The 26544-nt window shown below is 68.6% G+C and carries 29 protein-coding genes and 1 pseudogene; 15 read left to right on the top strand and 15 right to left on the bottom strand.

The annotated features are described in order from the left end of the window. The first annotated feature begins 6 nt into the window (after nucleotides 1–6). Entirely contained in the window at nucleotides 7–1398 is a 1392-nt protein-coding gene (locus ACIQMR_RS06860; protein ID WP_401383741.1) for a YibE/F family protein, read from the top strand. 45 nt (nucleotides 1399–1443) lie between these two features. Here ACIQMR_RS06860 and ACIQMR_RS06855 read toward each other — a convergent pair whose 3' ends face one another. From ACIQMR_RS06855 to ACIQMR_RS06840, 4 genes are all read right to left on the bottom strand, one after another. After that, nucleotides 1444–1878, bottom strand: a complete 435-nt coding sequence (locus ACIQMR_RS06855) for an SsgA family sporulation/cell division regulator (RefSeq protein ID WP_401383740.1) — start codon at nucleotides 1876–1878, stop codon at nucleotides 1444–1446. 113 nt (nucleotides 1879–1991) lie between these two features. Beyond that, complete coding sequence (locus ACIQMR_RS06850) at nucleotides 1992–2771, bottom strand: IclR family transcriptional regulator (RefSeq protein ID WP_401383737.1); 780 nt, start codon at nucleotides 2769–2771, stop codon at nucleotides 1992–1994. Nucleotides 2772–3105: 334 nt separating this feature from the next. Beyond that, nucleotides 3106–3327, bottom strand: a complete 222-nt coding sequence (locus ACIQMR_RS06845; protein WP_328727489.1) for a DUF5326 family protein — start codon at nucleotides 3325–3327, stop codon at nucleotides 3106–3108. A gap of 129 nt (nucleotides 3328–3456) precedes the next feature. Next, entirely contained in the window at nucleotides 3457–3774 is a 318-nt protein-coding gene (locus ACIQMR_RS06840; protein ID WP_266380207.1) for a cupin domain-containing protein, read from the bottom strand. Nucleotides 3775–3825: 51 nt separating this feature from the next. Here ACIQMR_RS06840 and ACIQMR_RS06835 point away from each other — a divergent pair, with 51 nt between their 5' ends. The 5 genes from ACIQMR_RS06835 (at nucleotide 3826) to ACIQMR_RS06815 (ending at nucleotide 7428) form a co-directional block, all read left to right on the top strand. Then, a complete protein-coding gene (locus tag ACIQMR_RS06835; RefSeq protein WP_401383735.1) occupies nucleotides 3826–4206 on the top strand; it encodes a phage holin family protein in 381 nt (126 codons plus the stop codon). A gap of 7 nt (nucleotides 4207–4213) precedes the next feature. Further along, the gene (locus ACIQMR_RS06830; RefSeq protein WP_401383732.1) at nucleotides 4214–4705 is read left to right on the top strand and encodes a low molecular weight protein-tyrosine-phosphatase; all 492 of its coding nucleotides are present in this window, start codon (nucleotides 4214–4216) and stop codon (nucleotides 4703–4705) included. After that, nucleotides 4702–5826, top strand: coding sequence for a cystathionine gamma-lyase (locus tag ACIQMR_RS06825; RefSeq protein WP_401383729.1), 1125 nt, complete (start codon nucleotides 4702–4704; stop codon nucleotides 5824–5826). Before ACIQMR_RS06830 ends, ACIQMR_RS06825 begins: the two co-directional genes overlap by 4 nt. A 163-nt stretch (nucleotides 5827–5989) precedes the next feature. Then, nucleotides 5990–6886, top strand: a complete 897-nt coding sequence (locus ACIQMR_RS06820; protein ID WP_401383726.1) for a LysR family transcriptional regulator — start codon at nucleotides 5990–5992, stop codon at nucleotides 6884–6886. A 62-nt stretch (nucleotides 6887–6948) separates the two neighbouring features. After that, on the top strand, nucleotides 6949–7428 hold the full coding sequence (locus ACIQMR_RS06815) for an NUDIX domain-containing protein (protein WP_266380219.1): 480 nt from the start codon (nucleotides 6949–6951) through the stop codon (nucleotides 7426–7428). 6 nt (nucleotides 7429–7434) lie between these two features. Here ACIQMR_RS06815 and ACIQMR_RS06810 read toward each other — a convergent pair whose 3' ends face one another. Together ACIQMR_RS06810 and ACIQMR_RS06805 are read right to left on the bottom strand one after the other, a co-directional pair. Further along, nucleotides 7435–9072, bottom strand: coding sequence for a globin domain-containing protein (locus ACIQMR_RS06810; RefSeq protein ID WP_401383723.1), 1638 nt, complete (start codon nucleotides 9070–9072; stop codon nucleotides 7435–7437). A gap of 246 nt (nucleotides 9073–9318) precedes the next feature. Next, complete coding sequence (locus ACIQMR_RS06805) at nucleotides 9319–9603, bottom strand: hypothetical protein (protein ID WP_401383721.1); 285 nt, start codon at nucleotides 9601–9603, stop codon at nucleotides 9319–9321. A gap of 169 nt (nucleotides 9604–9772) precedes the next feature. Between ACIQMR_RS06805 and ACIQMR_RS06800 the strand changes: the two genes are divergently transcribed. After that, on the top strand, nucleotides 9773–10318 hold the full coding sequence (locus ACIQMR_RS06800; RefSeq protein WP_401383718.1) for a DUF2269 domain-containing protein: 546 nt from the start codon (nucleotides 9773–9775) through the stop codon (nucleotides 10316–10318). Between the two features lie 4 nt (nucleotides 10319–10322). Continuing rightward, the gene (locus ACIQMR_RS06795) at nucleotides 10323–11177 is read left to right on the top strand and encodes a GNAT family N-acetyltransferase (protein ID WP_401383716.1); all 855 of its coding nucleotides are present in this window, start codon (nucleotides 10323–10325) and stop codon (nucleotides 11175–11177) included. Nucleotides 11178–11200: 23 nt separating this feature from the next. On the opposite strand, the gene ACIQMR_RS06790 is transcribed toward ACIQMR_RS06795, so the two are convergent. After that, complete coding sequence (locus ACIQMR_RS06790; RefSeq protein WP_401383713.1) at nucleotides 11201–11644, bottom strand: heme-binding protein; 444 nt, start codon at nucleotides 11642–11644, stop codon at nucleotides 11201–11203. A gap of 73 nt (nucleotides 11645–11717) precedes the next feature. After that, nucleotides 11718–12935, bottom strand: coding sequence for an MFS transporter (locus ACIQMR_RS06785; protein WP_401383710.1), 1218 nt, complete (start codon nucleotides 12933–12935; stop codon nucleotides 11718–11720). A 184-nt stretch (nucleotides 12936–13119) separates the two neighbouring features. Between ACIQMR_RS06785 and ACIQMR_RS06780 the strand changes: the two genes are divergently transcribed. From ACIQMR_RS06780 to ACIQMR_RS06770, 3 genes and pseudogenes are all read left to right on the top strand, one after another. Continuing rightward, nucleotides 13120–13611, top strand: coding sequence for a MarR family winged helix-turn-helix transcriptional regulator (locus ACIQMR_RS06780; protein WP_401383709.1), 492 nt, complete (start codon nucleotides 13120–13122; stop codon nucleotides 13609–13611). A 22-nt stretch (nucleotides 13612–13633) separates the two neighbouring features. Next, nucleotides 13634–14086 (top strand): GNAT family N-acetyltransferase, encoded by a 453-nt coding sequence (locus ACIQMR_RS06775; protein WP_401383707.1) that lies wholly within the window; start codon nucleotides 13634–13636, stop codon nucleotides 14084–14086. Between the two features lie 77 nt (nucleotides 14087–14163). Continuing rightward, nucleotides 14164–15344: pseudogene (locus ACIQMR_RS06770) on the top strand (winged helix DNA-binding domain-containing protein). A 48-nt stretch (nucleotides 15345–15392) separates the two neighbouring features. Here the strand turns inward: ACIQMR_RS06770 and ACIQMR_RS06765 are convergent. Next, nucleotides 15393–16775 carry a serine hydrolase domain-containing protein gene (locus ACIQMR_RS06765; RefSeq protein ID WP_401383704.1) on the bottom strand — a complete coding sequence of 461 codons (1383 nt, stop codon included), beginning with the start codon at nucleotides 16773–16775 and terminating at the stop codon, nucleotides 15393–15395. Between the two features lie 43 nt (nucleotides 16776–16818). Continuing rightward, nucleotides 16819–18303, bottom strand: coding sequence for a replicative DNA helicase (dnaB, locus tag ACIQMR_RS06760; RefSeq protein ID WP_266380245.1), 1485 nt, complete (start codon nucleotides 18301–18303; stop codon nucleotides 16819–16821). A gap of 423 nt (nucleotides 18304–18726) precedes the next feature. Between dnaB and ACIQMR_RS06755 the strand changes: the two genes are divergently transcribed. Then, complete coding sequence (locus ACIQMR_RS06755) at nucleotides 18727–20064, top strand: MATE family efflux transporter (RefSeq protein WP_401383702.1); 1338 nt, start codon at nucleotides 18727–18729, stop codon at nucleotides 20062–20064. Between the two features lie 118 nt (nucleotides 20065–20182). Here the strand turns inward: ACIQMR_RS06755 and rplI are convergent, their stop codons facing one another. The 4 genes from rplI to rpsF form a co-directional block, all read right to left on the bottom strand. Then, nucleotides 20183–20629 (bottom strand): 50S ribosomal protein L9, encoded by a 447-nt coding sequence (rplI, locus tag ACIQMR_RS06750; RefSeq protein WP_266380249.1) that lies wholly within the window; start codon nucleotides 20627–20629, stop codon nucleotides 20183–20185. 17 nt (nucleotides 20630–20646) lie between these two features. Next, nucleotides 20647–20883: a 30S ribosomal protein S18 gene (gene rpsR / locus ACIQMR_RS06745; protein ID WP_003956534.1), complete on the bottom strand. Its 237-nt coding sequence runs from the start codon at nucleotides 20881–20883 to the stop codon at nucleotides 20647–20649. A gap of 73 nt (nucleotides 20884–20956) precedes the next feature. After that, nucleotides 20957–21538: a single-stranded DNA-binding protein gene (locus ACIQMR_RS06740; protein ID WP_401383698.1), complete on the bottom strand. Its 582-nt coding sequence runs from the start codon at nucleotides 21536–21538 to the stop codon at nucleotides 20957–20959. Between the two features lie 74 nt (nucleotides 21539–21612). After that, on the bottom strand, nucleotides 21613–21903 hold the full coding sequence (gene rpsF / locus ACIQMR_RS06735; RefSeq protein ID WP_004950685.1) for a 30S ribosomal protein S6: 291 nt from the start codon (nucleotides 21901–21903) through the stop codon (nucleotides 21613–21615). Between the two features lie 284 nt (nucleotides 21904–22187). On the opposite strand from rpsF, the gene ACIQMR_RS06730 reads away from it, so the two are divergent. From ACIQMR_RS06730 to ACIQMR_RS06720, 3 genes are all read left to right on the top strand, one after another. Then, nucleotides 22188–22502, top strand: a complete 315-nt coding sequence (locus tag ACIQMR_RS06730; RefSeq protein ID WP_358665170.1) for a hypothetical protein — start codon at nucleotides 22188–22190, stop codon at nucleotides 22500–22502. Between the two features lie 135 nt (nucleotides 22503–22637). Further along, nucleotides 22638–23756 carry a peptidoglycan bridge formation glycyltransferase FemA/FemB family protein gene (locus ACIQMR_RS06725; protein ID WP_358665168.1) on the top strand — a complete coding sequence of 373 codons (1119 nt, stop codon included), beginning with the start codon at nucleotides 22638–22640 and terminating at the stop codon, nucleotides 23754–23756. Between the two features lie 66 nt (nucleotides 23757–23822). Next, nucleotides 23823–24854, top strand: coding sequence for an alanine racemase (locus tag ACIQMR_RS06720; protein WP_266380258.1), 1032 nt, complete (start codon nucleotides 23823–23825; stop codon nucleotides 24852–24854). 76 nt (nucleotides 24855–24930) lie between these two features. On the opposite strand, the gene ACIQMR_RS06715 is transcribed toward ACIQMR_RS06720, so the two are convergent. Next, entirely contained in the window at nucleotides 24931–26424 is a 1494-nt protein-coding gene (locus ACIQMR_RS06715; RefSeq protein WP_401383693.1) for a glycosyltransferase family 87 protein, read from the bottom strand. Nucleotides 26425–26544 lie beyond the last annotated feature (120 nt).

The following is a 26544-nucleotide window of genomic DNA, read 5'->3' as shown; positions in this document are numbered from 1 at the left end:
CTGTCGGTGACTTCCTCCCAGCAGACGCCCCAACCCGGTCGCCGAACGGACGGTCCGGAGGTCGGCCATGCCCCTGACCACCCCCCTGTCCACGCACACGGTCACGGTCACGCGCACGGTCACGGGCACACGCCTGCCGCGCCCGTCTCACGGCATCTGCGGCGGGTCATCGCCGCGGTACTGATTCCGTTCGCCGCGGCGGTGGTGGTCGGCCTGGTCGCCCTCTGGCCCGGCGGCGCACCGGCGCACGAGCGCACCGGTGTCGGCTTCGACCGGCAGACCGAGGAGGCCCGGGTGGTCAGGGTCGAGCAGGTCGACTGCAAGGACGTGAACGCGGGACAGGTCCCGCCGACCGGCGACACCTCGACACCCGGAGGGCGTGCAGCGGTCAACTCCCGGCAGGAGGTGTGCAAGAAGGCGACCGTCGAGGTCACGACCGGTAAGGACAAGGGCCGTACGTTCATCGAGGTCGTCCAGCCGGACGCGTCACGTCAGCTGAAGCAGGGCCAGGAAGTGATCGTCGCGTACGCGCCCGACGCCCCGCGCGATCTGCAGTACTCCGTGAGCGATGTGAACCGCGAGTTCCCGATGGCGCTGCTCGCCGGGATCTTCGCGCTCGTCGTGGTCCTCGTGGGGCGGATGCGTGGGGTGATGGCGCTGATCGCGCTCGCGCTGAGCTTCGCCGTCCTGACCCTGTTCATCCTGCCGGCGATTCTGCAGGGATCGAATCCGCTGGTCGTCGCCGTGGTCGGGGCGAGCGCGATCATGCTGATGGCGTTGTACATGTGCCACGGTCTGACCGCCCGTACCTCGGTCGCGGTGCTCGGCACGCTCATCTCGCTGCTGCTGATCGGGCTGCTCGGCTCGCTCTTCATCGGCTGGGCGTCGCTGTCCGGGAACACCGATGACAACACGGGACTGATTCACGGCCTTTATCCGAACATCGACATGTCCGGTCTGCTCCTGGCGGGCGTCATCATCGGCTCGCTCGGTGTGCTCGACGATGTGACGGTGACCCAGACCTCTGCGGTCTGGGAGCTGCACCAGGCGGATCCGGGAATGGGACCACGAGGTCTGTACAAGGCGGGGATCCGGATCGGCCGGGACCACATCGCCTCGGTCGTCAACACGCTCGTACTCGCCTATGCGGGCGCTTCGTTGCCCCTGCTCCTGCTGTTCTCGATCGCGGAGTCGAGTGTGGGCACGGTGGCGACCAGCGAGCTGGTGGCCGAGGAGATCGTCCGGACCCTGATCGGTTCGATCGGCCTGGTCGCCTCGGTACCGGTGACCACGGCGCTGGCGGCGCTGGTCGTCTCCGCCGACCGGCCGGGGGGCACCGTGACGGGCGCGATGACCGGCGCGGTACGGAGCAAGGGCCGCCGTCGGCGCGCGAAGTAGCGCCCTCTCCGAACCGGCGCTGTGCCGCGCGGCGTTCGGCTGCCGTCAGCCGGCGGCCTCCTCGGCCAGAATGCGCCCCAGGGCGGCCTCCAGGTTGCCCTCGAAGTCGCCGAGCGTGCGCTCCTGCCCCAGCGGGACCAGCTTGTCGGTCCGGTCGAGGAACGCCACGAGGGGCGCGGCGCCGGCCCGGAACAGTGCCCGGTCGAGGCCGACCTGCAGCCGGATGTGCACGTCGGACAGCCCTTCGGGCTCCGTCGGCGCGATGTGCACATCACCGTCGCCGCTGGGCCCGTTGATCCCGTCGAGCAGCAGCTCCCGGCCGAACGCCCAGGTCACAGGCGCATCGCCGGGCAGGTGAAAGGTCATCCGCACCGCATAGGGATCTCTCGTCTCGTACGTGAGCTCCACAGGGATCCGGAAGGAGAGCTCCTCGGAGACCAGGAAGCTCATCAGGACCTCGGCCTGAACCGACTCGCGCATCGTGTTACCCCGCAGTGGATGAAGCACTCGTGAAAACGGCCAGGAATGATCCCCCATGGCCCTCGTGACGACATGGTGCTGTACGTCACCAGGAGATCACAAGGAGTAATTTTTCAGATACTGATAGAGAAAGCGAACGGACTGAGCAGACGTCCGATACCACTGCGTAGTTGTTCGACTGCGGGCAGCAATCGATCTTCCTGCTGGAGGGGGAGGGAAATCGCCATGGCGGCGGCTGTGCTTCCGACCGTGATCGGAATAGCCGCACAGACCGTTCCCAAGGCATATTCTTGTCGCTCGATCACCGGTTGCATCCGGCCCGTACCGCCGATCCGTTCCAGCAAAGTCCCCCGGTCGCGCACCGTATAGGGAGTGATCCTCTCGACGGGATGACGGTCGAGATGATCTTTTCTGGCCCGTTCGTCGAGCTGGCCCAGCAGGCACTGACCCAGTGCGTGCGCGTGCCCCGTCTCGCGGAAGTCGGCCCATTCGTCGACAGCGGGTGCGTACGGGGTGTCGGCGACGGCGACGAGTTCGATCTCGTCCTCCTGGTACACGGCGAAATAGACGGGTACGCCGATCGCGTCCCGCCAGTGCGCCAGGGATTCCTCGATCTTGGTGCGACGATTCTGCATCGCCTTGCTCATCGCGAGACGTACCGCTGCCTCGCCGAAGACGAACACGCCCCTCTCACGCCGGAGATAGCCCTCGTGCACGAGGGTCCGCAGCAGGTGGTAGGCGGTGGGAAGAGGCAGTCCTGCCTCACGGGCGAGCTGCTTGGCGGGGGCTCCGTCGGTGTGGGAGGCCACGGCCTCCAGGAGTCTCAAGGCCCGTTGTACCGAGCCGATCAGAGTGGGTGGAGCGGTCGAGGTGGGCGCGGAACTGGTAGCCATGGCCGTGGCCAAAGGTCACCCCCAGGCATGGTGACGGGCGGTCCGCCCGCGCGCGGGGGCCGCCCCCGCGCGCCCGCCGTGCTCCCTGATGGTCCGGGGTGCTCCTGAGATCAACGTCGGGAACTTCCCAGGAAGTCGTACTCACCTCTGTCGTACAGACCGCTGTTCAACGGCGGTCGTCGACCCGGGCCTCTCAGGGGCGGCAGAGGCTTGCCACTCTAATGGCAGCCTCCGGCCGGCCGCGGGCATCACCTGCGCCGTTCCCCCGCGCGAGGTAACAGGCGTACGAACCTTTCGTATCTCCAGCGGCTCGTATGCCTGTCGGCACGGGTGCCTACCAGTCGCTCTTGTCGGACGAGGACGACGACGTGGTCATGAACTTCCGTACGACGTAGATCAGCCCACCGACGATCGCCACGAAGAGCAGGACCTTGAAGAGCAGCCAGACCAGAATGCCGATGAAACTCGCGATCATGCCGCCGAAGACGACAATGGCGATCAAGGGGATGGCGACCCACTTCACCCACCAGGGCATCCCCCGCAATATCTCCTGCACCGCCATCGTCCTACCTCGATTCTGTGAGTTGTCCTGGTTTCGATGCTAGAGGTGCGAGTGCAGTCTGCGGGGCGTCGGCGTCCCTTGAAGACCCCTGAGCCGTCCCCTAGGGAAACCGGGGCCGACGGGTCAGCTCTCCGGCGGAGAGAAGATCACCAACACCCGCAGGTCCTCGGTGATGTGGTGGAACTTGTGGGGCGCCCCGGCGGGGACGTAGACCACGCTGCCCCGCGCCACCTGGGTCGTCTCCATGCCGACGGTGATCGAGGCCCGGCCGCTGACGATGAAGTAGACCTCGTCCTGTCCGTGCGGCTGCTGCGGGTCGAGCGCGCCGGCGTCCAGTGCGTACAGCCCGACCGACATGTTCCGCTCGCGCAGGAACTGCAGATATGCGCCGTCGTTGACGACGCGCTCCGCCTCCAGATCGTCCAGTCGGAATGCTTTCATCGTGCGTCCGCCCCTGCCATTGGTCCGATCATGTCTGCCACGATCAGACACATGAAGAATTTTGTAGTCAAGACGATCGCCAACGCCGCGGCACTGCTCGTGGCGATCTGGCTGCTCCAGGACATCACGCTCACCGGTGACAACACCGGGAAGAAGACCGTGACGCTGATCATCGTGGCGTTGCTCTTCGGCCTGGTGAACTTCCTGGTGAAGCCGGTCGTGAAGCTGCTGACGCTGCCACTGTTCGTCCTCACGCTCGGGCTGATCACGCTGGTGGTCAACGCCCTGATGCTGATGCTGACCTCGTGGCTCGCCGGCGTACTGGATCTGGACTTCCACGTCGACGGCTTCTGGACGGCGGTGCTCGGTGGTCTGATCGTCTCGATCGTGTCGTGGGCGCTGAACATCGTGCTCCCCGACAGCAAGGACTGAGCACCGGATGTCCTTCTCCGTCTGTTTCGTCTGCACCGGGAACATCTGCCGTTCGCCGATGGCCGAGTCCGTGTTCCGGGCCCGGGTCGAGGAAGCCGGGCTCGGTGGCCTCGTCGAGGTGGACAGCGCGGGTACGGGAGGCTGGCACGAGGGCGACGGCGCCGACCCCCGTACGGTCACCGTCCTGCGGGCGAGCGGCTACGGGTCCGGCCATGTCGCACGGCAGTTCCGCTCGTCCTGGTTCGCCGGACTGGACCTGGTGATAGCACTCGACCAGGGACATCTGCGCGAGCTGCGGCGGCTGGCGCCGACGGACGCGGACGCCGCGAAGGTGCGGCTGCTGCGTACGTACGACCCGGCCGCCGGTGCCGAACTCGACGTCCCGGACCCGTATTACGGCGGTATGGACGGTTTCGAGGAGTGCCTGGAAATGGTGGAGGCGGCGAGCGAGGGACTGCTCGCCGCCGTACGCAAGGTTGTTGAGGAGCAAGCGGCATGACCATGGGCGAAGGAACGAGAGCCGTACGGGCCGGGCTGCCCGAGGCGCGGAAGTACGAACCGACGCTGCCGGGACCGGTCTTCGCGGCGCACTACCACCTGCCCGGCGAGCCCACCGGCCCGTACACCTATGGACGTGACTCCAACCCGACCTGGACGCTGCTGGAGCAGGCCATCGGGGAACTGGAGGCCCCGGGCGGCCACGGGGTGGAGACCGTCGTCTTCGCCTCCGGGATGGCCGCCGTCTCCGCCGTCCTGCTGTCCCAGGTCCGGGCGGGCGACGTCGTCGTCCTCCCCGACGACGGCTATCAGGCCCTGCCGCTGGTCCGGCAGCAGCTGGAGGAGTACGGAGTCGAGGTGCGGACCGCGCCGACGGGGGGCGATGCGCAGCTGGCCGTGCTCGACGGGGCGAAGCTGCTGTGGATCGAGACGCCGTCCAATCCGGGGCTCGACGTGTGCGACGTACGACGGCTCGCGGACGCCGCGCACGCCGGCGGCACGCTGGTCGCCGTCGACAACACCCTGGCGACCCCGCTCGGCCAGCGCCCGCTGGACCTGGGCGCGGACTTCGCCGTGGCCAGCGGCACCAAGGGGCTGACCGGACACGGCGATCTGCTGCTCGGCTATGTGGTGTGCCGGGACGCCGCGCTCGCCGAGCGGGTACGGAAGTGGCGCAAGGTCGTGGGCGCGATCCCCGGCCCGATGGAGGCCTGGCTGGCGCACCGCTCGCTGGCCACGCTGCAGTTGCGTTCCGACCGCCAGTGCGCGAACGCCCTCGCCCTCGCGCGGGAGCTGGCGGGACGCGCAGAGGTGACCGGGCTGCGGTACCCGGGTCTGCCCGAGGACCCCTCGCACAAGCTCGCCGTGGCCCAGATGCGCCGCTTCGGTGCGGTGGTGTCCTTCGAGTTGCCCGACCGCGCGCACGCCGAGCGGTTCCTGGCCGAGGTACGTCTCGTCGACGACGCGACCAGCTTCGGCAGTGTCCGCTCCAGCGCCGAGCGCCGGGGCCGATGGGGCGGCGACGCCGTGGCGGAGGGCTTCATCCGCTTCTCCGCGGGCGCGGAGGACCCGGACGATCTGGTGGCGGACGTGCTCCGGGCGCTGGACGCGGCGGCCGGATGACCGGATGACCGCATGGCAATGGGGCGGTCCGAGCCTCCCCCCTCGTGGCTCGGACCGCCCCGGTTCCCCCGGCGGATTACCGCTCGCACAAGGCTAGTTGACTCTGCGTCAGTGTCCAATCACACAGGCGACACCGACCTATCGACTTATTTATAGTTGGACGATGGATCTGGCCCTGTTGCGCACATTCGTCACCGTGCACCGAGCTGGTTCCTTCACCCGCGCCGCGGCGCTGCTCGGTCTCTCCCAGCCCGCGGTGACCAGCCAGATCCGGACTCTGGAGCGGCAGCTGGACCGGCCGCTCTTCCTGCGTCAGGCGCGCGGTGTCACCCCCACGACGTTCGGCGACGAACTCGCCCACCGGGCAGCCCCGCACCTGGACGCCCTCGTCGAGATCGCGGAGGCGGGGCTGGACGAGGAGTCGGGCGTCCGCACGCTCCATCTCGCCGGACCGCCCGAGTTCACTTCCTTACGGGCGCTGCCCGCGCTGACCCCGTTGATCTCCCAGGGCCTGGCGCTGCGGGCGTCGTTCGTGGGGAACGCCCAGGAGGCCCTGGAGGGGCTGGCGGCCGGACACCATGACCTGGCCATCGCCACGGCCCGCCCGCGCGGCGGACTGCTCGGCTCCACCCCGCTCTGCGACGAGGAGCACGTCCTGGTGGCCTCACCGCGCTGGGCGGCCCGGCTCGGTTCCGGGGTGCTGCTGCACAAGGGCGCGGTCGTGCTGGAGCAGCTGCCGGTGGTCGAGGTCCACGAGTCCCTGCCGTTCGTCTCCCGTTACTGGGCCGCGGTCTTCGACAGTCGCCCGCCCGCCGCCGGCACGGTCATCGCCCCCGATCTGCGGGCGGTGCTGGAGTGCGCGGCCTCCGGCGCGGGACTGGCCGTGCTGCCGCGCTATCTGTGCCGGAGCGCCCTGGAGAGCGGGGAGATCGTGGCGCTGCTCGACCCTCCCGTACCGCCGCTGCGCACCTACTTCCTCGTCGTCCGTACCGGCACGCTCGCACTCCCGCACATCGCGCGGGCACACGAGGGACTGTTGCGCGCCGCGGCCGACTGGTGACGACAGGCGACCGCAAGGTGGACGGGAGTTTCAGAACGGGTGTCGTGGGCCACTCTCTGACCATGACCGAACGGCCAGTGGTCAAGCGCACCGCACGCGCCATCCTGCTCGACGGCGACGATCTCGTCCTGATCAAGCGAACGAAGCCGGGCGTGGATCCGTACTGGGTCACTCCGGGCGGTGGGGTCGAGCCCGACGACGCGACCGTCGTCGAAGCCCTCCACCGTGAGGTCGACGAGGAGCTGGGCGCCAAGATCGTCGATGTGGTGCCCTGTTTCGTCGACACCGTGGAACACATCGTGGACGGCGGTGTCTCGGGCGTGAAGGTGCAGCACTTCTTCGTCTGCCGCCTGGCGGCCATGGACGCATCGCTGCGCCACGGCCCGGAGGTGGAGGACCCCTGCGGCGAGTACGAGATCGTCCGGGTGCCCTTCAGCCGCGTCGGGATCGCCGCCGTCCATCTCGTCCCGCTGTCCCTGCGGCACTACCTGGACGGCAACATCGAGGGCGTGCGGGCGATGCACGCTCCCGATCTGGGCTGATCGCGTCTAGTCGGCGGCCGCCACGAGCTCTTCGAGCGAGTCGTGGCGGATCCGCTCGAACGGGATGCCGACGCCTCTGAGCGCGTCCACTCCGCTGCGGATCATCCCGACCGGCCCGGAGAGATACGCGTCGAACTCGTTCCACGGCCCGTACTCCCGCACCGCGTCGGGCAACTGTGCCCTGCCGTCCACGACGGGCCGCACCTGGAGCCATGGATGGCTCTGCTGGAGCCGCAGCATCGTGTCGATGTCATAGAGGTCGTGGTTGCTGCGTGCCCCGTAGAACACCTCCACCGGCCGACGCTCACCGTGCTCGGCGACATCCTCGACCAGCGCCTTGATCGGGGCGATGCCGGTCCCGCCGCCCAGGCACAGCAGACCGTTGTCGGTGGTGTGGTCGACCACCATCGATCCGGCGGGCGGACCCAGCCTCAGCACGTCGCCGGGGCGGGCGTGGTGGACCAGCGCGTTGGAGACCCAGCCCGCGGGGACGGCCTTGACGTGGAACGACAGCAGCCCGTCGGAGCGCGGTGCGCCCGCGAACGAGTAGTGCCGCCAGATCCGCGGCCACCAGGGGGTCTCCAGGCTCGTGTACTGCCCGGCCAGGAAGGGGTAGGGCTGGTCCGGGCGGACGGTGACGACCGCGATGTCCGGGGTTCTGAGGTCGTGCGAGACCACCTCCGCGTGCCACCAGGCCGGCGCGTGCCGCTCGTTCTCCGCAGCGGAGTCGATCATGATCTGGGAGATCGTCGTGTACGTACGGATCCACGCGGCCTCGGTCTCCTCGTCCCAGGTCGTCGTGGCGTACCGGGTCAGCGCACCGATGAGGGCCTCGCCCACCGCCGGATAATGCGCGGGCTGGGTGCCGTACTTGCGATGGCCGCGGCCCAGGTGCTGGAGGTAATCGACGAGCACGGCGGTGTTGTCCATGTGCTCGGCGGCGGTGAGCAGTGCCTTGAGCAGGCGGTCGCGCTGGGTGTCCATGGCGGCGGGGAAGAGGGGCCGCAGATCGGGGTGGCGGACGAAGAGCAGCGCGTAGAAGTACGAGGTGACCTTGTCGGCGACGGGGGCGATCTCGGTCATCGTCCGACGGATGAGGATCGCGTCGGGTGACGCGTTCTCGTCCGAGACACCGGCGAACGGACCGGCGGCGGCCCCTGCTGTCTCGGCGGCGGCAGTGGGGTGCTCGTGCTGGGGCGCGGCGGCGGTCTCGTAGGAGGAAGGGGCAGGGGCTCCGTACGGAGAATGCCCGCCGTACGGCGAGTGCGCTGCCTGTGGGGAGTGCGCCTGCGGGGACGGCGCTTCGTGCGGCGCTGTGGCCCCGTACGGCGCCGCCGGTGCCGCGGGGGCCGCGGGGGCCTCAGGGGCCGTACGAGCCTGGGGAACGGTGGCTCCGCGGGGCGGCGTGGCGGATGCCCGCTCCGCGCCGGTGCCCACGGGACGTATGGAGGCAACGGGCCGGCTGGGAGTGGTTATTCGTCCCTCGCCGGACGTGCCGGTGCCCGCTGGGGCAGTGCCCTCGGCCGCAGGCGCCGGCCGGCCTGCGGTAGTCCGCTTTCGGGGGCTGAACCAGCCTCCCCCGCCGGTCGCACCGTTCTCGTCGGAGGTGCCGTTGTCGGCCGACGTGGTGGTCGGAGCGTCCATTGTGTGCCTCGCCTCGAACATCTCTCGGTCGGTCTGCGCACTTCCGCTGGTCCGGAACGTGCCTCAATTCCCCGCTCTGCCTCAGGACTCCTGCCCGCCCACATTAGCCTTCGCGCGATTTGAGGTTCGGGACGAGTGGGACCGGATTGTGACGTTGCCCGCAGCGCTCTTCGTCGCAGCATGCCAGGTTGCCCCTCGGCAGCGGACAAAGAGCGGAAAGTCCGGGTATCCGTACCCGCTTTCCCGTTAGGCTGCATTGCCCTCATGTCCGTATGCGCGGCCAGGACTCGGGTCCCGGTGGTATGCCCCGTACCCGAAACTCACGTTGGAATCGCCCCAGTTGTAGGCCTCCGGCAGATCGCTCCCCGTCCAGGTGTGTGCGGCGAGCCCGGACAGATGATGGTCCGCATTCACCGCCACCGCAACGGTCACCGCGACGAAGATCTGCGCATCGGCCGTCGCATCACTGTCGAGGATGCGATGTCCGGCCCTCATCCCGAACTCCACACAGAGCCGGTTCGTGATCTTCACTGCCGCGGCAACGGAATCTGGGTCTACATCAACCGGGGACGGCGCGCAGGCCCTATGCCGAGAACTCTCGGTGAAGAAATCGGGCCCGCCATGTACGCCGAGACCAGTACACGTGGTTACTCCCGCCGTCAGACGCGAAGAAGGCCGGCTGCACGGCACCGTGTTTCACGTGAAACCACTCAAACGTCCCGCTCGGCGGGCCATCCTCGTCGTCCATGTCTCCGCATCCGCGGGTTGGCTGGGGCTCTCGCTCGGTCTGCTCGGGCTGAGTGTCGCCGCGGTCGCCTCCGGATCCCCGGCCGCCGCCGAGGCCTCGTACCGCTCGATGGCCGTCTTCGCGAACTGGCTGATGATCCCTGTCGCTCTGCTCACCCTCGCCAGCGGTCTGGTCCTGTCCTTGGGCACGCCCTGGGGCCTTGCCCGCTACCGCTGGGTCTGGACCAAGTTCTGGCTCACGCTGCTCACGACCGGGCTCACGGCGTTCTCGCTCCGGCCCGGGGTGAACGCAGCCGCCGATCAGGCCGCCGCGGGGATCGCGGTGGCGGACACGTCCGGCCTGCTGGCCGCTCCGATCGTCTCGCTGTCCACGTACCTCTTCATGACCGCGATCTCGGTCCTCAAGCCATGGGGCATGACCCGTCGCGGTCGACGACTGCGGGTCTTGGCCACTTCGTCGAAAACGGTGGACGAACGATCACTGCGTCCGACAGCCTGACCTCATGTCAACACCGCTCACCGAGCTCCCCGTCCGGCGTCTGACCACTGCAGACCTGAGCTCCTGCGCCGATCTGTCCGAGGACCGCGGCTGGCCGCGCGAGGAGCATAAATGGGGCCTCCTGCTCGCGGCGGGAAGGGGATACGGCATTGACGATCCGGCCGGCAAGGGGCTGGTCGCAGGGTGCGTGGTGACCTCGTACGGTCCGGGGCTCTCCGCGATCGGCATGGTGCTCGTGGCCGAGCGGTACGCCCGGCAGGGGGTCGGACGGCGCCTGATGAAGCACGTACTCACCGAGGCCGGTGGCACTCCGCTCACCCTGCATGCCACGCCGTACGGACAACCGCTCTACGAAGATCTGGGGTTCAGCCATGTCGGCCGCGCCGAGATGGTCCGGGGCCGCTTCCGCCCCTCCGGTCCAGCGCCCCGGGCCACGACCCGCCCGGCGACCGCGGAGGACCTGCCCGCGATCCTGCGCCTCGACGCCGAGGTCTTCGGCCTGGACCGTACGCACATCATCACGCGGCTCCCGGCCTTCGCCGACCAGTTGAGGGTCGCGGAGGCCGACGGTGCCCTCACCGGGTTTGCGGCCGTCTGGCCGAACATGGAGACCCATGTCGTCGGCCCCTTGATCGCCCGCGACACGGACACGGCCAAGTCGCTGATCGCCTCGCTCGCCGCGCAGACGGACCGCCCTCTGCGTACGGACATCGACGTGCGCCACGAGGAACTGCTCGCATGGCTGAAGGCGAACGGCTTGGAGCCGATCGCCTTCAACGCCGTGATGATGCACGGCGCGCCCGTTCTGCCCGGTGACTGGACCCGCCGCTTCGCGCCCCTGACGGTCGCCGCGGCCTGAGCCGAGCAGGCCTTGCCGCAGGGTCAGTTGTCCAGGGCCCCCAGCGCCGCCGCCGCAAAGCCGTGGTCCTGTTCCGGCGCACCCCCGCCGACGCCGATCGCACCGATCAGTCGACCCTCGCGGTGGACCGGGACTCCCCCGGCGATGAAGAGGAGCGGGCGGTCCAGGGCGGTGGGAAGGGTGTGGAAGGGACCGCCGGGCTGGACCGCGTCGACGAGATCCGCCGTGGGGGCGTTCAGCTGAAGCGCGGTATAGGCCTTCCGCGTGCTGGTCTCGCCCGCGATGAGCACGGCCCGGTCGTCGCGGCGGAAGGCCAGCAGATGGCCGCCCGCATCGAGAACGGTGACCGCGACGGTCACGCCCGCGGCTTCGGCGGCCTGGCGGGCCGCCGACACGAGGGCCTCGGCGTCCTGGATGGTCAGTGGGGCGACGGCGGTACCGGCAGCAGCGGCGGCGGTGATGGTCATGGTGATCTCCTTGGTACGTTTCCTGGGCGTGCAGGGGTTCTTGGCCGTGCAGGGGTTCTTGGCCGTGCAGGGGTCAGTGCCTGATCCCGGCGACCGAGGCCGGCTCCGCCACCGCCGAGGCGGCGACGATCCGGCTGTCGCGGCGGCTGTCGCGGCGCTCCAGCGCGCTGGACAGGACCGCCAGCACGAGCGCCGAGGCGGCGAGAACCGCGCCGACCCAGTTCGGGGCCGTGAGTCCGAAGCCGGCCGCGATGACGATGCCGCCGAGCCATGCGGCGAGCGCGTTACCGAGGTTGAAGGCGCCGATATTGACGGCCGATGCCAGCGTCGGGGCACCGGAAGCCTGGTCGAGGACCCGCTTCTGCAATGGCGGCACGGTGGCGAAGCCCAGCGCACCGACCAGCACGATCGAGACGGCTGCCGCGACCTTGTTGTGGGCGGTGAACGTGAACAGCGCCAGTACCAGGGCGAGGGCGCCGAGCGAGACGTACAGCAGCGGCATCAGGGAACGGTCCGCGAGCTTCCCGCCGGCCAGATTGCCGCCGACCATGCCCAGGCCGAAGAGCACGAGCAGCCAGGTGACGGAGGAGTCGGCGAAACCGGCGACCTCGGTCATCATCGGCGTGATGTAGGTGATGGCGGCGAAGACGCCGCCGAAGCCGAGCACGGTCATCGCCATGGCAAGCAGAACCTGGACATTGCGGAACGCGGCGAGCTCATGGCGCAGCCGTACGCCTTCCGGCCTGGGCTGCTCCGGCACCAGCTTCGCGACTCCGGCGAGCCCCAGCACACCGAGCCCCGCCACGAGGAGGAACGTGGTGCGCCAGCCGATGCTCTGGCCGATGAACGTGCCCATCGGCACACCGACGACGTTCGCGACGGTCAGTCCGGTGAACATCATGGCGATCGCGCCGGCCTTCTTCGCCGGGGCGACCAGGTCGGCAGCGACCACCGAGCCGATGCCGAAGAAGGCGCCGTGCGCGAGCGAGGCCACCACACGGCCCATGAGCATCACGCCGAAGACCGGGGCGACGGCGGAGAGCACATTGCCGGCGATGAACAGGCCCATCAGCACCATCAGCATCCGCTTGCGGGACACCTTGGTCCCGAGGACGGTCATCAGCGGTGCGCCGATGACGACCCCGAGGGCGTACCCGGTGACCAGGTAGCCGGCGGTGGGGATGGTGACCTGGAAGTCGCCGGCGACCTCCGGCAGCAGGCCCATGATCACGAACTCGGTGGTTCCGATACCGAATGCCCCGATGGCGAGGGCGAGGAGCGCGAGCTGCATGGGGATTGCACCTTCCTAGCGGATTGCGTCTGCGCCTAACAAGCGTCGACAATAATTGCAGGAGCCGTTAATTGCAAACGCGGGCTATTGCATAGGTCGGCTATTCTGGATGCCAGCCACTCCGGTGCCGCTGCCTGGATGCCCGACCGCGTCCGCACGGCGCTCTTGGACGGAGGAGAGATCGATGACAGCGATGGACCCGGCACTCACCGCGCTCGCTCAGAGCTGGTGCGCCCTCTCCCTGCTGCACAGCAGGATCGAGGCCCACATCGAGCGGGCGCTTCAGGCCAAGCACGACCTGAGCGTGCGCGAGTACTCGCTCCTCGACGTCCTCAGCCGCCAGCACAACGGCCCCGGGGGCCATCTCCAGATGAAGCAGGTCGCCGACGCCGTCGTGCTCAGCCAGAGCGCCACGACCCGGCTCGTCACCCGGCTCGAGGACCGCGCGCTGCTCAGCCGCTACCTCTGTGACACCGACCGCCGCGGTATCTACACGGATGTCACCGAGGACGGCCTGAAGTTGCTCTCGGAGGCCCGGCCGACCAACGACCGTGCGCTGCGCGAGGCGCTCGACGAGGCCGCGAAGAACCCCGAGCTGGCTCCTCTGGTCAAGGCGGTCGAGGAACTGAAGATGCCGGAGGCCTCGATCCCCACGCCCGCGGGCGTGCCCACGTAAGGATCGGCCTAGGCTGCGGATCATGAGCGATCTGCAGATACGCCCCGCGTCCCCCGCCGACATCCCCGCGATCGTGGCGATGCTCGCCGACGACCCGCTGGGCGCCAGACGAGAGTCGCCGGACGATCTCACCCCGTACACCGCGGCGTTCGAGCGACTCGCGGAGGATCCGAACCAGCATCTGATGGTCGCTGAACGCGAGGGCCGCATCGTCGGCACGCTGCAGCTCACCGTCATCCCCGGGCTCTCCCGACGTGGCGCCACCCGCGCGGTCATCGAGGGTGTGAGGATCCACGCCGATGAGCGCGGCGGCGGCCTGGGCGGCCGGCTCATCGAGTGGGCGGTCGATGAATCCCGGCGCCGGGACTGCCAGTTGGTCCAGCTGACGTCCGATGTGTCGCGCACCGATGCCCATCGCTTCTACGAGCGTCTCGGCTTCGAGGCGTCTCATGTGGGCTTCAAGCGCACCCTCTGACGGCCAGGGCCCGTCACTGCCCCGAATCAGGCCTCGGACTGACCTCTTCCTTCCTCTTCCTTGCCTACGATCCGGCCATGAGCAGCACACCACGCCGGATCGGCACGGCGGAACGGCGTACCCGCCTCGGCCGTCGCCATCTCCTCGCCCCCTCTGGCCGGGCCTCGACCACGGTCGAGGCCGCGGACGCGGTGGTCGCGCTCCACGCGACGGACGCCGCCACCCTGTACCTCTCGGCATGCGCACGTCTCAGCAACCCCGATGTGGCCGAGGTGGAGCGTTCGCTGTACGAGGATGTCTCGCTGGTCCGGCTGCTCTCCATGCGCCGTACGCTCTTCGCCGTCTCCGAGGAACTCGCCCCCTGTGTCGCCGCTTCGACCGGGCACGTCATCGCTCTCAAGGAGCGCAGGACGCTGCTCAAGCATCTGCTGGAGGACGGAAACGGACTGGACGAGCGGTGGCTCGCCGACGCCGAGGAAGCGGTTCTCGGGGCCATTAGCGAACTGGGTTCCTCGACCGGCAGCCGGCTGTCCGCGACCGTCCCCGCGCTGCGCACGAAGATCACCGTCTTCCGTGGCACGAAACAGGAGACCGTGCAGGGGGTCGCCACCCGCGTCATCCGGCTGCTCGCCGCTGAGGGACACATCCGCCGCGACCGTCCTCGCGGCTCCTGGATCTCCAGCCAGTTCACGTGGACCCCGAGCGAGCCCTGGCCCGCTCTTCCCGCCGCCGAGGCCCAGGCCGAACTGGCCCGGCGCTGGCTGCTCCGGTACGGGCCGGCCACCGAGGCGGACCTCAAGTGGTGGACCGGCTGGACGCTCGGCCATGTCCGCAAGGCGCTGGCGGCCGTGGGCGCGGAGGAGGTCCGGCTCGATGACGGCATCGTGGGTCATGTGGCGCCCGGTGACACCGAGCCGGAGCCGGTGACCGAGCCGAGCCCTGGGCGGCGCTGCTTCCCGGACTCGATCCGAGCGCCATGGGCTGGGCCGACCGCAGCTTCCATCTCGCTGCCGAGCATCGGCCCGCCCTCTTCGACTCCGCCGGGAACGTGGGTCCCACGGTGTGGTGGAACGGCGAGATCGTCGGAGGCTGGGCACAGCGCGGAGACGGTGAGATCGTCTGGCGGCTGCTGTCCAACGCCGGGCGGGAGGCCTCGACCGCGATCGAGACGGAGGCCTCCCGACTGTCGGAGTGGGTCGGCGAGACCCGGATCACCCCGCGCTTTCGTACTCCGCTGGAGCGGGAACTCACCTCCTGAGCCGACGGAAGCCGTGTTTCACGTGAAACGCGGCTGAGGGGCCGTGCCTCAGGTGGACAGACCGCGCCAGCCGCCTTCGTCCACCCCACCGGGCACCGCGGCGGCCGGGTCGTACGGCCTCCGCGTGAAGACGAACGAGCCCAGGTCGAGATGGCTCACCGCACCATCGGGCCGCCGCACCACGCGCAGGGACTCGCCCGTGTAGTACCCGTCGAGCCCCGTCCACGTCCCGTCGGGGCACGCGCGGAACCGCGATCCGCGGCCGTTCCCCCAGAGTGGGTACAGCTCCATGGCCCGGTCCGCGACCAGCTTCAGCCCGAAGGCGGAGGTGCCCCAGTACCAGGACCCGGTCAGCTCCAGCAGCGCCTCGTCCGCCTCCGGCATCGGGCGCCAGGGCTCGGGGAACCGCGGCTCCGCCTCGGCGACGATGCATGCGAGCTCAGCGGCGGCCACAGCGGTGGACGGTCCCGAGGTGGCATTGGCCAGGACCACCGCGGCCACGCCCTCGTCCACATCTACCCACAGACAGGCGAGGAACCCCGGCAATGAGCCCGTGTGGCCGACGAGGGTGCGTCCTTGCCTCCGTACGACCTGAAGACCGAGACCGTACGTGCTGTCCCACTCCCCGGCCTCCGTCGGCGCGGCAGGCGTACGCATCTCCTGTACGGAGTCGGCACTCAGCACACGGTCGTCGCCATCGGCGAGAAAGCCGGCGAACCGGCAGAGGTCGGATGCGGTCGACCAGAGCTGCCCGGCCGGGGCCATCAGTCCCAGATCCTCGACCGGTTCGGGCATCATCACATCGGCCCATGGATGCACTGCCCACCCGCCCGCGTGGGGCGCCTGGGGTCCGGTGCTCGTACGGCTCATGCCCAGCGGTTCCAGGATCTCGCGCCGCAGCACCTCCTCCCAGGGCTCTCCGCGTACCGCCTCGATCAGCGAACCAAGAAGCGTGTAGCCGGTGTTGGAGTAGTGGTGACGACGGCCCATGGGGTGCAGCAGGGGTTCGTCACCGAGCACATCGCCCAGTTCGGGCCGCAGCGACCCCGGCGTGCGCTCCCACCAGGGCGCGGGGCTCTCGGCAGCCAAGCCCGCGCTGTGGGACAGGAGTTGGGCGATGGTGGCCTCCCCCACGCCGGTATCGGGGAGGTGCTTCTCCAGCGGATCACCCAGATCCAGCAACCCTGCGTCTCGCAGCCGCAGGACCAGCACGGCGGTGAAGGTCTTGGTGAGCGAGCCGATGCGGTACTGGGTCTCGGCGTCGGGCGCGTGCCCCTCGACGCAACTGCGCGCGCCACTCCACACCTGGTGCCCGTCCCTGGCCACCGCGCCGACAACGGAGGGAGCGCGGCCCTCGGACTGTGCAGTGGCCACCCGGTGCAGCAAGGCACGTTCCGTACTGGGCAGCAGCGCTTCGAAAGGTGAGGTCATGGTCCAGATCTATCGGACCGGTCCGGCCCGGGTCGACCGGGGATCAGGTCTGAGCCATGTCCACGAAGCGGGAGTAGTGGCCCTGGAAGGCGACCGTGATCGTCGCCGTCGGGCCGTTACGGTGCTTGGCCACGATCAGGTCCGCCTCGCCCGCGCGCGGTGACTCCTTCTCGTACGCGTCCTCGCGGTGCAGCAGGATGACCATGTCGGCGTCCTGCTCGATGGAGCCGGATTCACGGAGGTCGGAGACCATCGGCTTCTTGTCGGTGCGCTGCTCGGGGCCACGGTTCAGCTGGGAGAGCGCGATCACCGGGAGCTCAAGCTCCTTGGCGAGCAGCTTGAGGTTACGGGACATGTCCGAGACCTCCTGCTGGCGGCTCTCGGCACGCTTGGAGCCACCGGACTGCATCAGCTGCAGATAGTCGATGACGACCAGCTTCAGATCATTCCGCTGCTTGAGCCGGCGGCACTTCGCACGGATCTCCATCATCGACAGGTTCGGGGAGTCGTCGATGTACAGCGGGGCCTGGGAGACATCGGGCATCCGGCGGGCGAGCCGGGTCCAGTCCTCGTCCGTCATCGTTCCGGAGCGCATGTGGTGCAGCGCCACGCGTGCCTCGGCGGACAGCAGACGCATCGCGATCTCGTTGCGGCCCATTTCGAGGGAGAAGATGACGCTCGGCAGGTTGTTCTTGATCGAGGCGGCGCGGGCGAAGTCCAGCGCCAGCGTCGACTTACCCATCGCGGGACGGGCCGCGATGACGATCATCTGGCCGGGATGCAGACCGTTGGTGAGCGAGTCGAAATCGGTGAACCCGGTGGGTACACCGGTCATCTCTCCGCTGCGTGAGCCGATCGCCTCGATCTCGTCGAGCGCGCCCTCCATGATGTCGCCGAGCGGCAGATAGTCCTCGCTGGTGCGCTGCTCGGTGACGGCATAGATCTCGGCCTGCGCGGAGTTCACGATCTCGTCGACGTCGCCGTCCGCCGCGTATCCCATCTGCGTGATGCGCGTACCGGCCTCCACGAGGCGGCGCAGCACGGCGCGCTCGTGAACGATCTCCGCGTAGTAGGAGGCGTTCGCCGCCGTGGGGACCGACTGGACGAGCGTGTGCAGATACGAGGCACCGCCGACGCGGGTGATCTCGCCGCGCTTGGTCAGCTCGGCGGCCACCGTGATGGGGTCGGCGGGCTCGCCCTTGGCATAGAGATCGAGAATCGCCTGGAAGACGGTCTCGTGCGCGGGCCGGTAGAAGTCATGACCCTTGATGATCTCGACGACATCAGCGATGGCGTCCTTGGACAGCAGCATGCCGCCGAGGACGGACTGCTCGGCGTCGAGGTCCTGCGGGGGCACCCGCTCGAAGCCGGGGGAGGAGTCGTCCCAGGGGCCGCTTTCCCTGCCGCGCTCGTGCTGCTCCTCGCGGCCACGGCCGCGGCCTTCTCCACGGCGGGGGCGGGAGACGGGCAGACGGTCGCCCGGACCGATGTCGGCCCAGGGATCGTCCAGGGGCTCGGGGATGCTCACCGGCCACCTCCTCCCGTCCGCTCCGCGGACCTCTCCGTGGCACTCTTTTTACGACACGGCACTGACAAAACGAGAGGCCCGACTCCGCTTCACGGCACATCGGGCGCCGGTCCACGGTAGGCCCGTCGGCACCTTCAGCCAATCTGGTTATCCACAGGCCGTGTGGACGACGGACCAGATGCTGTGGAGAACCCGGCGGAACCTGTGCACGGACCGGGGGACAGCATTGTGGACAAAGTCATAGACGACCTCCCGCACCTATCCTGACCTGCACCTTTTCCATCCACCGGCTGTGGGGGAGAAAAACTTTCCCGACCGGATCAAGATCAGAACAAACGGCGCACACCAGAAGCCCCGCCCCACCATCGGGTAAGGATCAGTGACTCATTGCATCTCTTACCTGTGGAAGATTAGATTGAGCGCATGACACAGGCCCCCGCGGCACCCAGGACCAGCCGACGACGACACGATCGCGAGATCATCACGCTCGCCGTCCCCGCCTTCGGAGCCCTCGTGGCCGAGCCACTCTTCGTGATGGTCGACAGCGCGATTGTCGGCCATCTTGGCACTCCCCAACTCGCTGGACTGGGGGTCGCTGCCGCCCTGCTGATGACGGCCGTCAGCGTCTTCGTCTTTCTCGCCTATGCGACCACCGCCGCAGTCGCCCGCCGCGTGGGAGCCGGCGATCTGGGCGCCGCCATCCGCCAGGGCATGGACGGCATCTGGCTCGCCCTGCTGCTCGGCGTGGCGGTCGTGGCGGTCACCATGCCCACAGCACCGTGGCTGGTCGACGTCTTCGGAGCCTCCGATACTGCAGCCCCGTACGCGACGACCTATCTGCGCATCTCCAGCCTCGGCATCCCCGCGATGCTCATCGTCATGGCCGCCACCGGCGTACTGCGCGGTCTCCAGAACACCCGCACTCCCCTGTACGTCGCCATCGGAGGCTTCACCGCCAACGCTGCGCTCAACGCCGGGCTCGTCTATGGCCTCGGCCTCGGCATCGCAGGCTCCGCCTGGGGCACCGTCATCGCACAGTGCGGTATGGCCGCCGCCTATCTCGTGGTGGTCGTCCGCGGAGCGCGTCGCCACGGCGCCTCCTTGCGCCCGGACGCCGTGGGCATACGGACCAGTGCTCAGGCAGGCGTCCCACTCCTGGTTCGTACGCTCTCCCTGCGCGCCGTTCTGTTGATCGCCACCGCCGTTGCTGCCCGCATGGGCGACACCGATATCGCCGCCCACCAGATCATCCTCGCCCTCTGGAGTTTGATGGCCTTCGCGCTGGACGCGATCGCCATCGCCGGTCAGGCGATCATCGGACGCTACCTGGGCGCGGACGATGCCGAGGGGGCGAGGGACGCCTGCCGCCGCATGGTGCAGTGGGGCATCGTCTCGGGCATCGTGCTCGGAGCTCTGATCGTGGTCGCCCGTCCGCTCTTCATTCCTCTCTTCACCGCTGACCCAGCGGTGAAGGACACGCTGCTTCCAGCCCTCCTGGTCGTGGCGCTCTCCCAGCCGGTCGCCGGCGTGGTCTTTGTTCTGGACGGCGTGTTGATGGGCGCCGGCGACGGGCCCTATCTGGCCGGCGCCATGCTGGTGACCCTCGCGGTGTTCGCTCCAGTCGCACTGCTCGTGCCCATCCTCGGCGGCGGGCTCACCGCCCTGTGGTGGGCGATGGCACTGATGATGAGCGTCCGCATGGCGACCCTGTGGCTTCGTACCCGTTCCGGCCGTTGGATCGTCACGGGAGCGACCCGCTGACAAGCCGCCGTTTCACGTGAAACAGCAGCTTGGTCCTCCCTACCCGTTTCACGTGAAACAGCGAGAGGGCCGCACCCGGCGGGGTGCGGCCCTCTCATACTGCTCTGCGAACGCTCGCTCAGGCGGCGATGACCTCGACGCCGAGCTTCGCGGCGACCTCGGGGTGCAGACGCACGGACACCTGGTGCGAGCCCAGGGTCTTGATCGGCGAACCGAGCTCAACGCGGCGCTTGTCGACCTCCGGACCACCGGCGGACTTGATCGCCGAAGCGATGTCGCCCGGGGTGACGGAGCCGAAGAGGCGGCCGGCGTCGCCGGAGCGAACAGCCAGACGCACCTTCACGCCCTCGAGCTTGGCCTTGATCTCGTTGGCCTGCTCGATGGTCGCGATCTCGTGGATCTTGCGGGCACGACGAATCTGCTCGACGTCCTTCTCGCCACCCTTGGTCCAGCGGATCGCGAAACCGCGCGGGACCAGGTAGTTGCGAGCGTAGCCGTCCTTGACGTCGACGACGTCGCCGGCAGCGCCGAGGCCGGACACCTCGTGAGTGAGGATGATCTTCATGTTTCGGTCACCCTCTCTTAGCGCGCGGTGGACGTGTAGGGCAGCAGCGCCATCTCACGGCTGTTCTTGACGGCCGTGGCGACGTCACGCTGGTGCTGCGTGCAGTTGCCGGTCACGCGACGGGCACGGATCTTGCCGCGGTCGGAAATGAACTTCCGCAGCATGTTCGTGTCCTTGTAGTCCACGTACACGGTCTTGTCCTTGCAGAATGCGCAGACCTTCTTCTTCGGCTTGCGCACAGGCGGCTTCGCCATGGTGTATCTCCTGTGTGATCAAGAAGTGGGGGTACGAGCTGCCCCTGAGAACGGATCCCTGTGGGACCTGTCCCTAGAAGGGGGGCTCGTCCGAGTAGCCGCCGCCGGAGCTTCCGCCCCAGCTGCCACCGCTGCCGCCGCTCTGCTGCTGCTGACCGCCGGCCGGCGCGCTGGTGGCCCAGGGGTCGTCGGCGGGAGCACCGCCGCCACCCTGCTGGCCACCACCGGGACCGCCGCCCCAGTTGCCGCCGCCCTGCTGGCCGCCGCCATAGCCGCCCTGGCCACCGCGACCCGTGGTCTTGGTGACCTTGGCCGTGGCGTTCTTGAGGCTGGGGCCGACTTCCTCGACGTCCAGCTCGTAGACCGTGCGCTTGACGCCCTCGCGGTCCTCGTAGGACCGCTGCTTCAGCCGGCCCTGCACGACGACGCGCATGCCTCGCTGGAGCGACTCGGCGACGTTCTCCGCCGCCTGACGCCAGACCGAGCAGGTGAGGAAGAGGCTCTCGCCGTCCTTCCACTCATTGGTCTGACGATCGAAGGTGCGGGGGGTGGACGCGACACGGAACTTCGCGACCGCCGCACCGGACGGGGTGAAGCGCAGCTCGGGGTCGTCGACGAGATTGCCGACGACCGTGATGACGGTCTCGCCTGCCATGGGTGAACCTCTCGGCGGGGATTGCTTCTGGCTGCTTGCTGCTACTCGAACCCGATGACCTCTGAGCTAGGCGCTCAGTGGGTCTCGGGACGGAGGACCTTGGTCCGGAGGACCGACTCGTTCAGGTTCATCTGGCGGTCGAGCTCCTTGACGACCGCAGGCTCGGCCTGCAGGTCGATGACCGAGTAGATGCCCTCGGGCTTCTTCTTGATCTCGTAAGCGAGACGACGACGGCCCCAGGTGTCGACCTTCTCCACCTTTCCGTTGCCCTCACGGACGACGGAGAGGAAGTTCTCGATCAGCGGGGAGACAGCGCGCTCCTCGAGATCGGGGTCGAGGATGACCATCACCTCGTAGTGACGCATGTGGAACCCACCTCCTTTGGACTCAGCGGCCACGGTCGTTCCGTGGCAGGAGGGTCGTGATGCGTGAGCATCGATGTCTACGAGTAAATCAGGCGCCACTGACAATCGGCCTCGACGAGCGAGGACCCGACTGCTGGCCTGGGCAGACACCGGTGCAGACCGTACAGACTACCCGCAGACCCGCTTCCGGTTGAAATCCGGCCTCCGGTGCCCTCACCCTGTACACATCGGGTGTGGGCGGCGTCACAGTGCGCCGCCTTCCGGGAATGCCAGGGAGGCTCTTCATGGCACAGACGCAACCGAACCCCACCGGCTCTCTCCTCGCCACGGACGGCAAGCCGCATCCGCTCCAGGACACTCTGATGGTCGTGACTCTGGTCCTGGGTGCGGTGGCCTTCGTGACCGCTCAGTTCGACAACCTCCATCTGCTCAGCTCCTGGTCCGGACTGATCGGGATCGGCACGGGCGCGTACGGCCAGTTCATCTCGGCCACGACCCGCGAACGCTTCCTTCTGATCATCGGACTCGGCGCCTCGGCCTTCGGTTTCTTCCTCGGAATGGCGCACGGCGGACTCTTCGGTGGCCTGATCGGCTACTAGCCCGCTCTTCGACGGCCATGCGGGGCCTGAGGTCTGGGGCATCCCTCCAGAAGGTGGTGCCCAGGCCCAGTAGGCTTCGGCGCGAGAGCCGGAGCCCCTGACCCATGGGGACACACCAGCCGAGGAGCGCCCCGCATGAGCCTGACCCTGAGGACCATCAGCCGAGAGCAGCATCTGGCATACATCCAGACCCTGCCCGCGGCGAGTCACTGCCAGGTCCCGGCATGGGCGGACGTCAAGACCGAGTGGCGCTCCGAGAGCCTCGGCTGGTTCGACAAGAGCGGTGAACTCGTCGGAGTCGGGCTCGTCCTCTACCGCCAGCTGCCCAAGATCAAGCGTTACCTGGCGTATCTGCCCGAGGGCCCGGTGATCAACTGGTACGCCCCGAACCTGGACGACTGGCTGCAGCCGATGCTGGCCCACCTGAAGCACCAGGGTGCCTTCTCCGTGAAGATGGGCCCGCCCGTCGTGATCCGCCGCTGGGACGCCCCGGCGATCAAGGCCGGTATCCAGGACCCGGACGTGAAGCGTCTGCGCGACGTTGAAGCCACCCACATCGAGCCGCGCGCCTTCGAGGTGGCGGACCGGCTGCGCAAGATGGGCTGGCAGCAGGGTGAGGACGGCGGCGCCGGCTTCGGTGACGTGCAGCCCCGGTACGTCTACCAGGTGCCCCTGGCCAACCGATCGCTCGACGATGTCCTCAAGGGCTTCAACCAGCTGTGGCGGCGGAACATCAAGAAGGCCGAGAAAGCCGGCGTCGAGGTCGTCCAGGGCGGCTACGACGACCTCGCCGAGTGGCAGCGGCTGTACGAGATCACGGCCGAACGCGACCGCTTCCGGCCCCGCCCGCTCTCGTACTTCCAGCGCATGTGGACGGTGCTGAACAGCGAGGACCCGAACCGCATGCGCCTGTACTTCGCGCGGCACAACGGGGTGAACCTGTCGGCGGCGACCATGCTCGTCGTCGGTGGCCACGTCTGGTACTCGTACGGCGCCTCCGACAACATCGGACGCGAAGTCCGGCCCTCGAACGCGATGCAGTGGCGGATGCTGCGCGACGCCTACGCCATGGGCGCCACGGTCTACGACCTGCGCGGCATCAGCGACTCGCTCGACGAGACCGACCACCTCTTCGGCCTGATCCAGTTCAAGGTGGGCACCGGCGGTGAAGCCGTCGAGTACGTCGGCGAGTGGGACTTCCCGCTCAACAAGCTGCTGCACAAGGCTCTCGACATCTACATGTCGCGGCGCTGATCTTTCCGTAACCTCGCTCATATCTCTGATACACCGCTGCCACCAGAAAGGTTCCGGGTCACGGCCATGGCGCTCTCCCTCTACGTCGACACCGCACGCTGGCGGGCGCATCAGAAGTCCGTGCTCGACCAGTTCCCGGGCCTGGTTCCGGTCTGCAAGGGCAATGGCTACGGCTTCGGCCATGAGCGGCTCGCCGAGGAAACGATCCGTTTCGGCTCGGACATGCTCGCGGTCGGCACGACCTACGAAGCCGCCCGGATCAAGGACTGGTTCAGCGGCGACCTTCTTGTCCTCACCCCGTTCCGCAGGGGTGAGGAGCCGGTTCCGCTGCCGGACAGAGTCATCCGCTCGGTCTCGTCGGTCGACGGGGTGCACGCCCTGGTCGGCGCCCGGGTCGTGATCGAGTGCATGAGCTCCATGAAGCGGCACGGCATCTCCGAGCAGGACCTGGGCCAACTGCACGCGGCGATCGAGGACGTGCGGCTCGAAGGCTTTGCCCTCCATCTGCCCCTGGACCGTACGGACGGCTCCGACGCGGTCGAGGAGGTCATCGGCTGGATGGACCGCCTGCGCGCCGCCCGGCTGCCGCTGCACACCATGTTTGTGAGCCATCTGCGGGCCGAGGAACTCGCCCGCCTGCAGCAGCAGTTCCCGCAGACCCGCTTCCGCGCGCGGATCGGAACGCGGCTGTGGCTCGGCGACCACGAGGCGACCGAGTACCGCGGCTCGGTCCTCGATGTCACCCGCGTCGCGAAGGGCGACCGCTTCGGCTACCGCCAGCAGAAGGCCGCCTCGGACGGCTGGCTGGTGGTCGTCGCCGGCGGTACCTCCCACGGAGTCGGTCTGGAGGCGCCGAAGGCTCTGCACGGCGTCATGCCGCGCGCCAAGGGCGTCGCTCGCGCGGGACTGGCCACCGTCAACCGCAACCTTTCCCCGTTCGTCTGGGCCGGCAAGCAGCGCTGGTTCGCCGAGCCGCCGCACATGCAGGTCTCGATCCTCTTCGTTCCCTCGGACTCGCAGGAGCCGAAGGTCGGCGACGAGCTGGTGGCGCACCTGCGCCACACGACCACGCAGTTCGACCGCCTGGTCGACCGCTAGGACCGTCCGTCCCCGGAGGGCCCGGGATATCGCGCCGGAACCCGTACAGCCGCGCCAGGGCCGCTCCCGGGCCTGTCTAGTGGCCTGCTGAGCCGGTCATCCCCCACTCCACCCTCGGCCCTTCCACCGCGTGCGCCGCGTGCCGCGGTGGGCGGGCCGCCTGGCCGAATACGAAGACGTCCTGCGCCCTGTCCAGGACCCCACCGGAGGGGTCGTCCGACCCGTCCTGTCGTACGGGGTCCCGCTCCGGCATCAGGATGTCCCGGACGACCACCGCGCACAGGTAGAGCGTCCCCAGCAGATGCAGTGCGATCGCCAGCTGGTAGCCCTCCGGCGGCAGACCCTGGTGCTTGTCCCCGCTCGTGGTGTATGCGAGGTACATCCAGATGCCCAGGAAGTACATGACCTCGCAGGCCTGCCAGATCAGGAAGTCCCGCCAGCGCGGCCTGGCGAGCGCGGCGAGGGGGATCAGCCACAGCACGTACTGCGGCGAGTAGACCTTGTTGGTGAGGATGAACGCCGCCACGACCAGAAAGGCGAGCTGTGCGAACCGGGGCCGGCGTGGCGCGGTCAGGGCGAGCGCCGCGATGCCGGCGCACGAGAGGAGCATCAGCAGCGTCGCGTAGGTGTTGACCGTGTCGACGTCGATCGACTCGCCCGTGCGCTGCGTGATGATCAGCCAGAACGAACCGAAGTCGACCTGCCGCTCCTGGCTGAAGGTGTAGAACTTCTTCCATCCCTCGGGCGCCAGCAGCATCACCGGCAGGTTCACGATCAGCCAGGAGGCCGCCGCACCCAGGAAGGCCGCCCCGTACTCTCGGTACCTGCCCGCCCGCCAGCACAGCACCAGCAGTGGTCCGAGCAGCAGCACCGGATACAGCTTGGCGGCCGTGGCAAGCCCGATGAGGATGCCGAAGGCGAGAGCGCGCCCACGCGACCACATCAGCATGGCCGCCGCTGTGAGGGCGATCGCCAGCAGATCCCAGTTGATCGTGGCGGTGAGGGCGAACGCGGGCGCGAGGGCCACCAGCAGCGCGTCCCAGGGCCTGCGGCGATGCGTCCGCGCGACACAGACGGCGATGATCGCGGTGCAGATCATCAGCATGCCCGCGTTGACCATCCAGTAGATCTGCTCACGGTGCTGGATCGAGCCGTCACCCGGTGTCAACCAGGCCGCCACCTGCATGAACAGCCCGGTCAGCACGGGGTACTCGAGGTACTCCATGTCGCCGCTCAGCCGGTCGAAGTACGGCACCAGACCGTCGGCGAAGCCCCGTCCCAGGAACAGATGCGGAATGTCGGAATAGCAGGCGTGGGTGTACTGCGAACTGGTGCCACGGAACCAGGCCCAGTCGTAGCAGGGGATCTTCTGCACCATGCCGAGCGCGAACATCCCGATCGCCACCAGGGAGATCACCCGCACCGGCGTGAGCCAGCTGCTGCCGACCCACGCCCAGCGGCCCATGGGGCCGCCGATCAGCTCGCTGCCGGCCGCCGCGACCTCGTCCCGCTGAGTGGGACTCACCAGCGGCTGGTCCTGCTGCACGATCGTCTTCTCTGGGCTCGGCATGGACCACATCCTGCCGTACGCGGCTGTGGACGCGTGCGTCCTGTGGACAACGGCCTGTGGACAACGACGAGGGCCGCGGCGCCGGAATCGTCTTCCGGTACCGCGGCCCTCGTCACGGCC

Source organism: Streptomyces sp. NPDC091376 (assembly GCF_044757085.1).
In the GTDB taxonomy this organism is placed as follows: domain Bacteria; phylum Actinomycetota; class Actinomycetes; order Streptomycetales; family Streptomycetaceae; genus Streptomyces; species Streptomyces pratisoli.
The sequence above is the reverse complement of the archived record's forward strand: the minus strand, read 5'-3'. Positions and strand labels throughout refer to the sequence as shown.

Excerpts from the sequence above, each read along its gene's own strand:
- ACIQMR_RS06855 (WP_401383740.1), bottom strand. The coding sequence starts at position 1,878 with ATGCGCGAGTCGGTTCAGGCCGAGGTCCTGATGAGCTTCCTGGTCTCC.
- ACIQMR_RS06850 (WP_401383737.1), bottom strand. The coding sequence starts at position 2,771 with ATGGCTACCAGTTCCGCGCCCACCTCGACCGCTCCACCCACTCTGATC.
- ACIQMR_RS06840 (WP_266380207.1), bottom strand. The coding sequence starts at position 3,774 with ATGAAAGCATTCCGACTGGACGATCTGGAGGCGGAGCGCGTCGTCAAC.
- ACIQMR_RS06835 (WP_401383735.1), top strand. The coding sequence starts at position 3,826 with ATGAAGAATTTTGTAGTCAAGACGATCGCCAACGCCGCGGCACTGCTC.
- ACIQMR_RS06830 (WP_401383732.1), top strand. The coding sequence starts at position 4,214 with ATGTCCTTCTCCGTCTGTTTCGTCTGCACCGGGAACATCTGCCGTTCG.
- ACIQMR_RS06825 (WP_401383729.1), top strand. The coding sequence starts at position 4,702 with ATGACCATGGGCGAAGGAACGAGAGCCGTACGGGCCGGGCTGCCCGAG.
- ACIQMR_RS06820 (WP_401383726.1), top strand. The coding sequence starts at position 5,990 with ATGGATCTGGCCCTGTTGCGCACATTCGTCACCGTGCACCGAGCTGGT.
- ACIQMR_RS06815 (WP_266380219.1), top strand. The coding sequence starts at position 6,949 with ATGACCGAACGGCCAGTGGTCAAGCGCACCGCACGCGCCATCCTGCTC.
- ACIQMR_RS06810 (WP_401383723.1), bottom strand. The coding sequence starts at position 9,072 with ATGGACGCTCCGACCACCACGTCGGCCGACAACGGCACCTCCGACGAG.
- ACIQMR_RS06795 (WP_401383716.1), top strand. The coding sequence starts at position 10,323 with ATGTCAACACCGCTCACCGAGCTCCCCGTCCGGCGTCTGACCACTGCA.
- ACIQMR_RS06790 (WP_401383713.1), bottom strand. The coding sequence starts at position 11,644 with ATGACCATCACCGCCGCCGCTGCTGCCGGTACCGCCGTCGCCCCACTG.
- ACIQMR_RS06785 (WP_401383710.1), bottom strand. The coding sequence starts at position 12,935 with ATGCAGCTCGCGCTCCTCGCCCTCGCCATCGGGGCATTCGGTATCGGA.
- ACIQMR_RS06780 (WP_401383709.1), top strand. The coding sequence starts at position 13,120 with ATGACAGCGATGGACCCGGCACTCACCGCGCTCGCTCAGAGCTGGTGC.
- ACIQMR_RS06775 (WP_401383707.1), top strand. The coding sequence starts at position 13,634 with ATGAGCGATCTGCAGATACGCCCCGCGTCCCCCGCCGACATCCCCGCG.
- ACIQMR_RS06765 (WP_401383704.1), bottom strand. The coding sequence starts at position 16,775 with ATGACCTCACCTTTCGAAGCGCTGCTGCCCAGTACGGAACGTGCCTTG.
- ACIQMR_RS06755 (WP_401383702.1), top strand. The coding sequence starts at position 18,727 with ATGACACAGGCCCCCGCGGCACCCAGGACCAGCCGACGACGACACGAT.
- rplI (WP_266380249.1), bottom strand. The coding sequence starts at position 20,629 with ATGAAGATCATCCTCACTCACGAGGTGTCCGGCCTCGGCGCTGCCGGC.
- rpsR (WP_003956534.1), bottom strand. The coding sequence starts at position 20,883 with ATGGCGAAGCCGCCTGTGCGCAAGCCGAAGAAGAAGGTCTGCGCATTC.
- ACIQMR_RS06740 (WP_401383698.1), bottom strand. The coding sequence starts at position 21,538 with ATGGCAGGCGAGACCGTCATCACGGTCGTCGGCAATCTCGTCGACGAC.
- rpsF (WP_004950685.1), bottom strand. The coding sequence starts at position 21,903 with ATGCGTCACTACGAGGTGATGGTCATCCTCGACCCCGATCTCGAGGAG.
- ACIQMR_RS06730 (WP_358665170.1), top strand. The coding sequence starts at position 22,188 with ATGGCACAGACGCAACCGAACCCCACCGGCTCTCTCCTCGCCACGGAC.
- ACIQMR_RS06725 (WP_358665168.1), top strand. The coding sequence starts at position 22,638 with ATGAGCCTGACCCTGAGGACCATCAGCCGAGAGCAGCATCTGGCATAC.
- ACIQMR_RS06720 (WP_266380258.1), top strand. The coding sequence starts at position 23,823 with ATGGCGCTCTCCCTCTACGTCGACACCGCACGCTGGCGGGCGCATCAG.
- ACIQMR_RS06715 (WP_401383693.1), bottom strand. The coding sequence starts at position 26,424 with ATGCCGAGCCCAGAGAAGACGATCGTGCAGCAGGACCAGCCGCTGGTG.